We start from the raw sequence: 10,799 nt of genomic DNA, 5'->3' as shown, positions 1-10,799 counted from the left end.
GGCCGTCGAAATCCCCGCTCTATTCAAGCTTTATTATTCCCGCTTTTTGGCTGTTTTTTTCCAAAAAATGCGCGGCGTTTCTTACATACGGTATAGGGAATATTGTCTCGCTCTAGGCCGTCGAAATCGGTCAATTTTAGCGCCATTTCAGCTTCCCAGCTTATGGATTCTATAAAAATGCAATTAGCTATGAATGTGCCGTAAAATGTTAACAATAACGCCCAAGTCACTCATAGCCGAACCCGCCCATGCTTCAATACTCGAAACTACTTCGAAGCCGCAATGAATGGAGAACCAAAGCCGTCCAACGGGCTACTGAACTCCGAGAGCGTCGAAAAGCCGAAAAACGCAGCAAAGAAAAAATCGCCGAACTGAGTCAGCAGATAAGCGAGCTGAACCAGGCCCTTGAGAACGCTAAAAAAAACACGTGATACCTGAGCCAAGGACGCTTTCAAAGCATCAGCACCTTGGGCAAATGGGCCGACAAGATGCTGGACGTGTTTGCCGTCAAAGGCCGCGCCAAAAAAGGCAGCCCGCTTGCCAGGTTGCGCACCGCCCTACCGGGACTTCTCGTGTTGAAACCCTTTATCAAACGCTTTGCCCTCACTACCCAAGTGGTTTCAGAGGTGTTAGCAATGCTCAAGAACCAAGGCCTGAGTCAAGCCAGTTATGAACACTGTCTGCGCTTGTCCGAAACGCTTCCCAAAAAATCGAAGGTGAAACAGCGTCTGCAACAATGGCTGCAGCAGCACAGGGCCATTCAGAAAGAGATAACCGACTTGCCGTTAGCCGTCAGCAGTGACATCATGGAATCACTGTTCGGCAACTTCAAGCATATTATCGCACGAAGCCCACAGGCTGATATGAACCGTACGGCCTTACTCATTCCGACACTGTGCGGAAACTTGAACCAACTGACCGTCATGCAAGCATTAAATCAAACCTGTCACAACGATATAGCGGTTTGGGAGCGAGACAATATTCCCTATACCGTATGTAAGAAACGCCGCGCATTTTTTGKWAAAWWWTRGAAAAAAACAGCCAAAAAGCGGGAATAATAAAGCTTGAATAGAGCGGGGATTTCGACGGCCTAGTAAACGCCTGAACGTATTGGGTTTGATGGGGAAAGAGGGTTCATTTAAATCGTGGGTATTTGATGGCACCATCTCCAGTGCAATTGTGGTCGCTTTTTTCGACGAATTAGCGGACTCTCTTACGCGTCCAATGGCGGCAGTTATTGATAATGCTTCTATTCATACCAGTCATGAGTTTACACAAAATCTTGAAGAATGGCGCAAAAAGGGCCTGATTATAGTGAATATTCCGCCTTATTCGCCTGAACTTAATCTAATCGAAATACTGTGGCGAAAAATAAAATATGAGTGGATGCCTTTTTCCGCTTATCAATCCTTCCAAACGCTAAAGGACTCTTTGTTTGAAATATTGGCTAACATCGGTAGCTCATACACCATAAATTTCACTTGAAGCTTGTTAAAACACTTTTGAACGACTACTTAAATACGTGTTTTAAGGATTTGGTTAAAAATAACTTCCCGAAATCAGCGATCTTTTGGGATGGCTTGGTAGTTCCAACGGGAAGGAAGTCATCAAACCGAATAGTCATGGTTTCGAGGAAATATGGGGCGCATTTTTTACCCATGACATAAATTCCCGTTAAAATATCAACCGTCACTTTCAAGCCTGTAGTCGTTTTTGCTTTCTCCATGAATTGCTTGGCAATGGCGAGTGAATGAAAAACAGCGCCTCGGCAAGCCCGCGTGACATGGGGAAACAACCGATGTTCGATAGCTTTTTTCAGGGTGAAATTTCAGGCAATTATCAAGCAACAGACTTCGGTGTGCCAACTCAATTTCGGGAAGTTATTGTTGGCTAAATCCTTAAGTTAATAACACTTTGCAAGATTTTCTTAAGGGCCAACAACATTAGTGGCAGAGGAACAAATTACAAAATTACTAATAAAAGCAGATAAGCTGTTATTTGTGGCCCGACACGTCCATCCGGATTTTGGATCTGTAGGGGTTGGGCCGGAATAATTGACGGTTATACCGGAACCGGAATTTGAGTCACTGGAGCCACAACCGCCGCTAATAGCGAATGTGTCAGTAGGGCATGTTAAAGTCCGCTCAGTAAATGACCTCCCAGAGAGAAAAAAAATTATCACGTCTGTAAATTAATGTAACTGGGCCGGGTGATCCAGTATTACCTTGTGGCCCCGTATCACCCTTGTCTCCTTTAGCCCCAGCGGGTCCGATTAACGTAATGTCAATAAACGCCGCATGACTGGTTTGGATGGCTTCTTTGCTGTCCAAGGTAAATGTAGTGGTGGATGATGCCAGCGGCGCTAAAGCCAAGCCATTGTTGCTGATGGGATTGTCTACCCAATCCAAGACCAGTTGGGTAACATCCAAGGCCACGTATGTATTACCTCTGTTAATGATGGCGCTCTTATCTATCGGTGCGCCAATTTTGGGGGCTAAGGCTGTCGTTATCGTCGCTTCGTCCCACGCGTCCAGCACTGGACTGGCTTGGATTTTACCGCTCGCGGCCACGGTTTTGGCAAAAAACACCAAGGTGGCTTTGGCGATGTCTTTTCCTGTGATACCTTCCGGCAAAGCGGCTAAGTCAAATTTCAACAAACCCTTACTGGTCGGCGATATGCTAATGCCAATTGCCGTTCCGGCATTGGCAGAAGCAATATGGCTGTCGGCATTGATAGCTAAAGTCACCGCTTGAACAGAAAAGGGGCTGAGTCCTGCCAATAAAATGGCGGCAGTTAGGTTTTTTAGTTTCATTGTATGCTCCAGTTGGTTTCGTGGATTGCTACGTTCAAATGGCTAGTGATTACGCTACAAAATTTCTAAGTTATGATTTAATAACCTATTGATTGGATTAATAAAACAACTGGGAACTCAAATAGGCACTGCTTCTGCCTGATAAGCCAATTAAATCTTCGCCCCCTGCAAAAGCCATTCATTTGGGGCTTAAATCCGTAGCGACGTTCCCAGCCGAGTTTGATTGCAATTATGCAAGGACAAAATCTGCCGCTGTCAGTGATGGCTGGGTGCCACCCACCAATTCCAATTGGGCAAATTGGACTGCGCTTGCTCCCGCATCACTACCGTCAGCGTCATAAAGTAATGCGCCGCTCACGTTGTTATAGATGAGAAAGTCGTTGGCATCTAAGGCCAAGCCTGTGCTGTTGCTGGTAAAGTTGTCAGCCTGTATGCCGGCGGCAGCCGTAAATGCTGAAAAAATAGCCGCATCCAATTGAATAGTATCTTGGACAGGATTGAAGTCGATAATGGTATCGACAGTACCGTCCAAAGGCGAATTGAAAATGAAGGTGTCAAAGCCGTCCCCGCCATTTAAGGTGTCGTTGCCCGCTCCGCCTTGCAGCGTGTCGTTGCCGACACCGCCGAAGAGCATGTCGTTGCCGTTGCCGATTGCCACGCGCTCCCCAGTCAGAGGAGATTGCTCAAACGCATCACCGTTGATGAAGTCATTGCCGGATTCGCCGTAGAGGGTATCGTTTCCTTCGCCGCCGCTGAGGAAGTCATTGCCGTCGTTTAAATAAGGCGCAGTCGGGTTGGCTGCCGCCCGTTCGTACTTCAGGTAAGCTGAATTATGGTTGGAACCGCCGAATAGAATGTCTTGGCCTTCACCGCCGTTCAATACATCGTCACCGTAGTAGCCAAACACTTCGTCATTGCCGCCTTGAGCGTTAATCTTGTCGTTAGCAAAAGAGCCTTCTATAGTTACTATGGCATTGACATTATTTGCGCCTATGATGGGTGTTCTGCTAAACGTGCCAATATCGCTGTTGACCAGCAGATCTCTTATCGCTGATTCGAATTCCGAATCGGTTATTTGCTTGGTAACCCCTAAGCCAATTTGAGCCTGGTAGTTATTGGCTATAAAGGCAACGCTTTTGAGTTGCTCGACGCTGCTGCCCGTGCTGCCTACTTGCTGCCGGATGGAAATATAAACGCCATGCAAGCCGTCGGCGGACGCATCTTGGATTTGATAGAAAGCATTGAGTGGCAGTCTGGGCAAAAGAATGCTGTCTATGCCAATCTTAAAGTCGTTAATAACCATGACATCCCTCACCCCGCTGGTGGTGATTTGCCCCCAATCGGCGGGGGAGAAATTTAATGCGGCTTGTTGCCCATTGGCCACTTGCGTATTAATCGCATCTTGCAGATCTTGAATATCCTCATAAGTGCTGAAACCCGTATCGGCTATACCCGTTAAAAACCCCAATACCGGGCCTATTACGGGAATAGCACCTAATCCCGCACCGACTGCTTGAATGCCGAGATGAATTCCTAGTGATTGCAAATCTGGACCAGTATTCGCCGGTAATGTCGTAGCGTTGATAAAATTTGCCAGCGTAGTGGTATTAAAATTAAAACCTAACGTAGCTGCACTGCCGCGTACGTCGAGGATAAATTGGTCAGCACCATCACCGCCATAAAGTTGCTTATTCGCGCCATCCACCCCGGCAACCGCATTAATCACATCATTGCCATCGCCGCCGTAGACAACATCGGACACTAAAGACCCAGTGGCTGTCTCTTCATCCGTGCCGAAGAGGGCGAACAATTGGTCATCGCCCACGCCGCCGTCTATGGTGTCGTTGCCGGGGCCGCCATCAATAGTATCGTTGCCGATGCCGCCTGTGATCGTATCCTTACCGTCCCCACCGTTGATGCCGTCATTACCCCCATCGCCGGTTATCGAGTCGTTGCCAGCGCCGCCAAAGATGATGTCATTGCCGCCATTGCCTATTAGCGTATCGTTGTTGTTCAAAATCACGCCATCGCCGATAACATCATTTTGTTGGCTGCCTTTAATGTCAAAAGCCAGCGCGCCATCAAAGCTTAAACTGCCGCCGATACCGTTCTGGATAATGCCGCCGCCCGCGCCAGTACGGCTGGCAACGATGCCGGTGCCGCCATAACCGGAGTAATCGGCGTGTAATGTCGTTTGTATGTTCGCCGTTACCCGGGCCGCTTCGTTAGCATAAAAATCGTTGATCCCTAGCGTATCATCCAGCCAATCACCGGCTCCCCCAAAGAGCCTGTCGTTACCCGCACCGCCGTGCATTTCATCCCGGCCGCTGCCACCATTTAACAAATCGTTACCGTTACCGCCAATTAATACGTCATCGCCAGCACGACCATCGATATAATCATCACCATCCCCGCCGTCTAATCTGTCATCATCATAGGGATTGGCAGAAAAACCCATGTTGCGGTCAAAATTAGCGCCATAAAGAATGTCGTTGCTGCGCGTTCCAGTAACTTGGAAGTTCTCGATACTAGAAAGAAACACCAGCATTTTGTTATTGCTGCGGCTGGTAATTTGAAAATCGTTCAAAACGATCCCTTGCATATTTGTCGTCCCAAAAACAATAATTTCGTTCGATAAGTTGCTGTAATTGGCAACCAAGCTGTCGATTTGGTTAGCGCTGCCGACAGCAAAACCTGAAACGGTAGTAAATGTTGTCATGTCAATATCCTCGTAAGTAGTTAATAAAATTTCGGCATCGCAGCTTAGCTAGCCTGGTACTCAGCTTTTATTATTGGCCGTGAGATTCAGGGGCCAAGGTATTCGCTCTTGCAAATAAATCCGAACCTACCCCTGCTTGCTCGACAAATTACAAGGACTGTGTACCGGTAGAATTGCTTTGGATGTAAATAAGCACAATCGGAAGGGTGACTTTAGTGTGTGGTTTAAACCCTTTTCCGAACATTGCCAGTTTGCTTCGTAGAACCTTCGATTTAGGTTCTATTTAGTGAATAGCGATAGTCGTGCCAACTTAAAAAATTGTATTTATTATTTTAAAAATCAATTGCTTGAATAATTAATTCGGAGGTTTTTGAAAACAGCGGGGGTGAGACAAAAGTTGCTGCTATCTAAGGAGAATAAAATAAATAGGCGAATAATGGATACTAGCAGCGTTTGAGTTTCAACCGTCCTCCCTTTGATATTGCCGATTTCCGGGCGAAATGAGAGTCAATTATTTGCGGGTTTAAAATCAATCATTATCGAAAAGGGTTTGATACAAAAGTTGCTTATGCAACTTTTGTCGCAGGGGGAATTATCGAAGCTCATTGCGAAAATAAATTACCGGATTGGGAAGGCATAAAAATCGTGGGTAGTCCCTTAAGACGTAACCTTGTTTTGTAGATAAAGCCTTCTGTATCATTTTTGATACTAATTCTGATGCTGAACGGTAACCAAGGGCGTTGACCCTGTGTACACTTAGTAGTGGTCAGTATAAAAAGGTCAGCGTAAATTCTTGCTGCTTTATTTCGCTGACCCCAGTTATTCTTTTAGCTAAGCCTAAACCCCTAATGTTTTAATACGATGTTCTGGCATCGTAACTCCTGGCAATAATTAGATGAATAAGGCTTACTGGCTAATTGTAGCTAGCACAAGTGAAAATACCGAGCCACGAAGATAAAAGGCATGGAATAGTGCGGTACAATGTCCGCTGTGAGATTGGGGGTGCGCTATGCGCCTGGTACGATAACGACATAAGCTTGGACTCTATATGATTGATAAAAAATTACTTGATATTTTGGCTTGCCCCATTTGTAAAAGCCCTTTACGTTATTTTAAAGACCAGCAAGAGCTGATTTGCCGAGCTGACCGTTTAGCGTTTCCGATTAAAGATGACATTCCTGTCATGTTAGAAGATGAAGCGAGAACGTTAACCTTAGAAGAAACGGATGCGTTATACCAATGAGTTTAAAGTTTAATGTAGTTATTCCCGCTCGCTATGGTTCTACGCGTTTGCCAGGCAAACCATTATTGCCGATTGCGGGCAAACCTATGATTGCGCATGTCTGCGCACGAGCGCAAGAGGCGGGAGCTGAAAGCGTGATTGTTGCGACTGATGACGTGCGTATTGCGGAGGCGGTTAACGCACTGGGGATTAAGGCGGTGATGACGGATGCTAATCATCCTAGCGGCACGGAACGTATCGCGGAAGTGGCGAATACCTTAGCGTGGCCTGATGAAACGATTATTGTCAATTTGCAAGGCGATGAGCCATTGATTCCGGCTGAATATATTAAAGACGTTGCTCATGCATTAGCCACCCAACAGCAAGCCGGTATCGCGACACTGGCGGCGAATATCATAGAACATGAAGAACTGTTCAATCCGAATGCAGTGAAAGTGGTGTTAGATAAGCAAGGCTATGCGTTGTATTTCAGCCGTGCGCCGATTCCTTGGGAGCGAGGCCAATTTAGTTTATCGGGGGGAGTGCCTACAGGACGTTTGCCGCATTTACGCCATATCGGCATTTATGCGTACACCGCCGGTTTTTTACGCCGTTACTGTTGCTGGCAAAACTTCGCCGCTAGAAGTGGTAGAAGCGTTAGAGCAATTAAGAATCTTATGGCATGGCGATAAAGTGCTGGTTAAAATCGTTGCCAAAACACCGATAGCAGGTATTGATACGCCAGAAGATTTAGTTAGAGTCGAAGCGGTGTTAGCGCAGTCGATAAAGCACGGCCTTTAGTTCGACACATACTCTAAACGGCTATAGTGTGGGGGGTGTAAGGTACGCATTGCGTACCTTAACTACTCTAAGCCTTATTTAAAAACACGTAGACTTTTTCGCAATTAAATTCCACGCGGCTAACCAGGCTTGCGGTTGGTAAGCATCGGCGTTTTTTTCCAATTCGCCGGATAACACCATGCGCAAGGTATTATTGATAACGCCTAAGAAAAAACCGGTGGCTAATAACGGGTCGATATTGCGAATCTCACCAGCACGAATACCGGCTTGCATGATTTTAACGACTTTAGTGAAGGCGGGCGTTTCTAGCAACGGTTTTTGCTGGGGAATAAATTCACTGGTTTGCATCACCAGTAAGAAGCGCATGATGTTAGGCGCTTCGTCAGTGAGCTTAAAGAGCAAATTAACAAAGCTTCTTAATTGTTCTGAGGCTTTTTGGTTGCGCCGCCTTATATCATCGATTGAAACGTTTAAACTATCAAAAATCATGTCGTTCAGTTTGATAGCAATCGCTTGTTTGTTGTTGAAAGATTGGTAAATTGATGAGACGGTAGTTAAACCAGCGGCTTTTGCTATATCGGTGAGCGAGGTGTTGAAATAACCTTGTTCAGCAAATAATTTCAGGGCCGCTAGCAATATATCATCCGTTTCATCGGTGCGTTTAATGGTATGAAGTTCCTGTTCCATGTTCGTTATCGACAGCCAATTCTATAGGCTGTATTGTTATTATGGGTTACTGTAACGTCTTAGCGTGTTAAGAGCTACGTTATGTTGGCAATAAGCCTTGAGCTTATTGCCGTTGTTTATTCTTCTGCTATTGCACTAATCGCCGCGCGTAAGTAATTAATCATAGACCATAAAGTTAGAATCGAAGCTAAATACAGCAAGATATAACCTAGGGTATTAATCGGGATGCCGCCAATATCGTCACGATAAAGCAGAAAGCCGATAGAGAGCATTTGTGCTGTGGTTTTCCATTTTGCAAGCATAGACACTTGCACATAAGCCCGTTTGCCAACTTCCGCCATCCACTCTCGTAACGAGGCAATCGTGATTTCTCGTCCGATAATAATAGCTGCCGGTATTGCCAGCGCGGGAGACGCTTGTTGTTGCACGATAAGCACTAAAACCATTGCGACCATTAATTTGTCGGCAACGGGGTCTAAAAAGGCACCAAATGGCGTTTCCATCTTCATTTTGCGTGCCAAATAGCCGTCTAGCCAATCTGTTATCCCTGCAATAATATAAATAACCGTACATGCCACATTTGAATAAGCCCACGGTAGATAAAATACGACTGTTAATAACGGGATTAACGCGATTCGCAATAGCGTGATATTCGTTGGTATATTAAATTCAATGGCCATCTTGGTGGTGAAAATATTCGTAAATTCGTTGCGCTAGTTGTTTGCTTATCCCATCTACCGATGATAATGCATCAACCCCGGCTTGAGATACGCCTTGCAACCCGCCAAATTGTTTTAATAATAATTGTCGGCGTTTACTTCCTAAACCGGTAATATTTTCCAAAACAGAACTCATTTTGGTTTTGCTGCGACGCTGTCTATGGCCTGTTATAGCAAAACGATGCGCTTCATCGCGAATTTGTTGAATCAGCAACAACGCTTCAGCACCGGTCGTGGTGTCTAAAGGAACTTCTTGATTGGTTAGGATAATTTTTTCCATACCCGGTTTACGATCCGGTCCTTTAGAAACGCCGACTATCATAACATTGTTTAGCTGTAATTCCGCTAGTGCCTTTTGCGCAGCCTTCACTTGACCACGACCACCGTCGATAAATAATACGTCTGGCATGGGATATTCGCCTTGTTGTATGCGTTTAAACCGGCGGGCAACGGCTTGTTCTATCGCGGCATAATCATCGCCTGGCGTAATGCCGGTAATATTAAAACGGCGATAAGATGCTTTTATCGCACCTTCTCGGTCAAAAACCACGCAAGATGCGACGGTTTGCTCACCTTGCGTGTGGCTAATATCAAAACATTCTAAACGGCTAGGTAACTCGGTTAAGCGCAATAGCTGCTGCAAATTTAAAAAACGTCCATAAATACCAGACTTTTCCGACACTTTACTGGCTAAGGAATTTTCGGCATTGGTTACTGCCATTTGCAACCATTTTAAACGTTCGCCGCGCACGTTGGTATTAATCGACACGGTATGCTTGGCTTGTGCGCTTAACACGTCAGACAATAATTCCGTTTCGCTAGGTTCGATGTTAACCAGTAATTCGTGCGGAATTTGCTTGTCGAAATAATACTGGGCAATAAACGATTGCATAATGTCTTTGGCTTCGCAATCATCGTTAAGCTTTGGGTAAAACACTTTATTGCCTATGTGTTGACCGTTACGGATGAAAAATACTTGCACGCAGGCTACGGTCATTTTGTGGGCTAAGGCAATAATATCGACATCGCCTTTTTCGCCTTGCACGAATTGTTTTTCTAGCACGACGCGTAACTGCTGGATTTGGTCGCGATAAAACGCGGCTTGCTCAAAAGCTAATTCGGTTGATGCCGTTTCCATTTTCGCGATGAGCCCTTTAATAATCGCATCGCCTTTGCCTTCTAAAAACAGTATGGTGTTATCAACATCAACCGCATAGTGCTCTTTGTTAATAAACCCGACACACGGCGCGGTACAGCGTTCGATTTGATATTGCAAGCAAGGCCGAGTGCGGTTCTCAAAATAAGAATCCTCACATTGTCGAATCGGAAACAGCTTTTGTAATAGCTTTAGACTTTCTCTAGCTGCACTCGCACTAGGATAAGGCCCGAAATATTTACCGGGGCGTTTTTTTGCCCCGCGCAAAAAAAGGTTAGTTGCGGAAACTCATGTTGAGTTGATAGGTAAATATAAGGAAAGGATTTATCGTCTCTTAAACAAATGTTATAGCGAGGCTTATGTCGCTTAATTAACTGGCATTCTAATAATAACGCTTCGCCTTCAGTATGCGTCACGGTCACTTCGATATGCGCGACTTTACTCATCATCGCTTGCTGTTTAGGCGATACCGATTGTGTTTTGAAATAGCTGGCAACGCGTTTTTTCAGATTCTTGGCTTTACCGATGTAAATAATATCGTTTTGCGCATTAAACATCTTGTATATGCCAGGACGCGAGGTCAAGGTCGCTAAAAATGCCGCACTATCGAATAATCCCGTTGCTGTGTTATTAGTGACTTTATTTTCTAGCGTTTTAGGAATTTTAGACATCGCCGAACCTG

10 protein-coding genes and 2 pseudogenes are annotated in these 10,799 nt (G+C 45.4%); 5 read left to right on the top strand and 7 right to left on the bottom strand.

Going from position 1 to position 10,799, the window contains the following annotated elements:
* Positions 1 to 266 precede the first annotated feature (266 nt).
* On the bottom strand, positions 267 to 455 hold the full coding sequence (locus tag VZ94_RS27020; RefSeq protein WP_157844907.1) for a hypothetical protein: 189 nt from the start codon (positions 453 to 455) through the stop codon (positions 267 to 269).
* A gap of 12 nt (positions 456 to 467) precedes the next feature.
* Between VZ94_RS27020 and VZ94_RS12080 the strand changes: the two genes are divergently transcribed.
* Both VZ94_RS12080 and VZ94_RS12075 read left to right on the top strand, forming a co-directional pair.
* Entirely contained in the window at positions 468 to 1,058 is a 591-nt protein-coding gene (locus VZ94_RS12080; protein WP_052700482.1) for a hypothetical protein, read from the top strand.
* A gap of 10 nt (positions 1,059 to 1,068) precedes the next feature.
* Positions 1,069 to 1,485, top strand: a complete 417-nt coding sequence (locus VZ94_RS12075) for a transposase (RefSeq protein WP_338040387.1) — start codon at positions 1,069 to 1,071, stop codon at positions 1,483 to 1,485.
* Between the two features lie 25 nt (positions 1,486 to 1,510).
* Here the strand turns inward: VZ94_RS12075 and VZ94_RS12070 are convergent, their stop codons facing one another.
* Complete coding sequence (locus VZ94_RS12070; RefSeq protein ID WP_157844906.1) at positions 1,511 to 1,795, bottom strand: ISAzo13-like element transposase-related protein; 285 nt, start codon at positions 1,793 to 1,795, stop codon at positions 1,511 to 1,513.
* On the opposite strand from VZ94_RS12070, the gene VZ94_RS26445 reads away from it, so the two are divergent.
* Complete coding sequence (locus VZ94_RS26445; protein ID WP_192828636.1) at positions 1,751 to 1,894, top strand: hypothetical protein; 144 nt, start codon at positions 1,751 to 1,753, stop codon at positions 1,892 to 1,894. The genes VZ94_RS12070 and VZ94_RS26445 overlap by 45 nt on opposite strands.
* A gap of 250 nt (positions 1,895 to 2,144) precedes the next feature.
* On the opposite strand, the gene VZ94_RS12065 is transcribed toward VZ94_RS26445, so the two are convergent.
* Positions 2,145 to 2,813, bottom strand: coding sequence for a DNRLRE domain-containing protein (locus VZ94_RS12065; RefSeq protein WP_045779415.1), 669 nt, complete (start codon positions 2,811 to 2,813; stop codon positions 2,145 to 2,147).
* Between the two features lie 229 nt (positions 2,814 to 3,042).
* Positions 3,043 to 5,532, bottom strand: a complete 2,490-nt coding sequence (locus tag VZ94_RS25175) for a calcium-binding protein (RefSeq protein ID WP_052700481.1) — start codon at positions 5,530 to 5,532, stop codon at positions 3,043 to 3,045.
* 1,048 nt (positions 5,533 to 6,580) lie between these two features.
* Here VZ94_RS25175 and VZ94_RS12055 point away from each other — a divergent pair.
* Positions 6,581 to 6,775 carry a Trm112 family protein gene (locus VZ94_RS12055; protein ID WP_439097734.1) on the top strand — a complete coding sequence of 65 codons (195 nt, stop codon included), beginning with the start codon at positions 6,581 to 6,583 and terminating at the stop codon, positions 6,773 to 6,775.
* Positions 6,772 to 7,555: pseudogene (gene kdsB / locus VZ94_RS12050) on the top strand (3-deoxy-manno-octulosonate cytidylyltransferase). The gene VZ94_RS12055 and the pseudogene kdsB overlap by 4 nt, the downstream one beginning before the upstream one ends.
* 78 nt (positions 7,556 to 7,633) lie before the next feature.
* Here kdsB and VZ94_RS12045 read toward each other — a convergent pair.
* The 3 genes and pseudogenes from VZ94_RS12045 to uvrC all read right to left on the bottom strand — a co-directional run bounded on the left by VZ94_RS12045 (position 7,634) and on the right by uvrC (position 10,788).
* Entirely contained in the window at positions 7,634 to 8,242 is a 609-nt protein-coding gene (locus VZ94_RS12045) for a TetR/AcrR family transcriptional regulator (protein WP_045779413.1), read from the bottom strand.
* Positions 8,243 to 8,358: 116 nt separating this feature from the next.
* Positions 8,359 to 8,922 carry a CDP-diacylglycerol--glycerol-3-phosphate 3-phosphatidyltransferase gene (gene pgsA / locus VZ94_RS12040; protein ID WP_082081601.1) on the bottom strand — a complete coding sequence of 188 codons (564 nt, stop codon included), beginning with the start codon at positions 8,920 to 8,922 and terminating at the stop codon, positions 8,359 to 8,361.
* A pseudogene (uvrC, locus tag VZ94_RS12035) lies at positions 8,912 to 10,788 on the bottom strand (excinuclease ABC subunit UvrC). Before uvrC ends, pgsA begins: the two are co-directional and overlap by 11 nt.
* Positions 10,789 to 10,799 lie beyond the last annotated feature (11 nt).

The organism is Methylocucumis oryzae (assembly GCF_000963695.1).
Lineage (GTDB): Bacteria > Pseudomonadota > Gammaproteobacteria > Methylococcales > Methylomonadaceae > Methylovulum > Methylovulum oryzae.
Note: the sequence above shows the minus strand (reverse complement) of the source record. Positions and strands in the feature narration are given on the sequence as shown.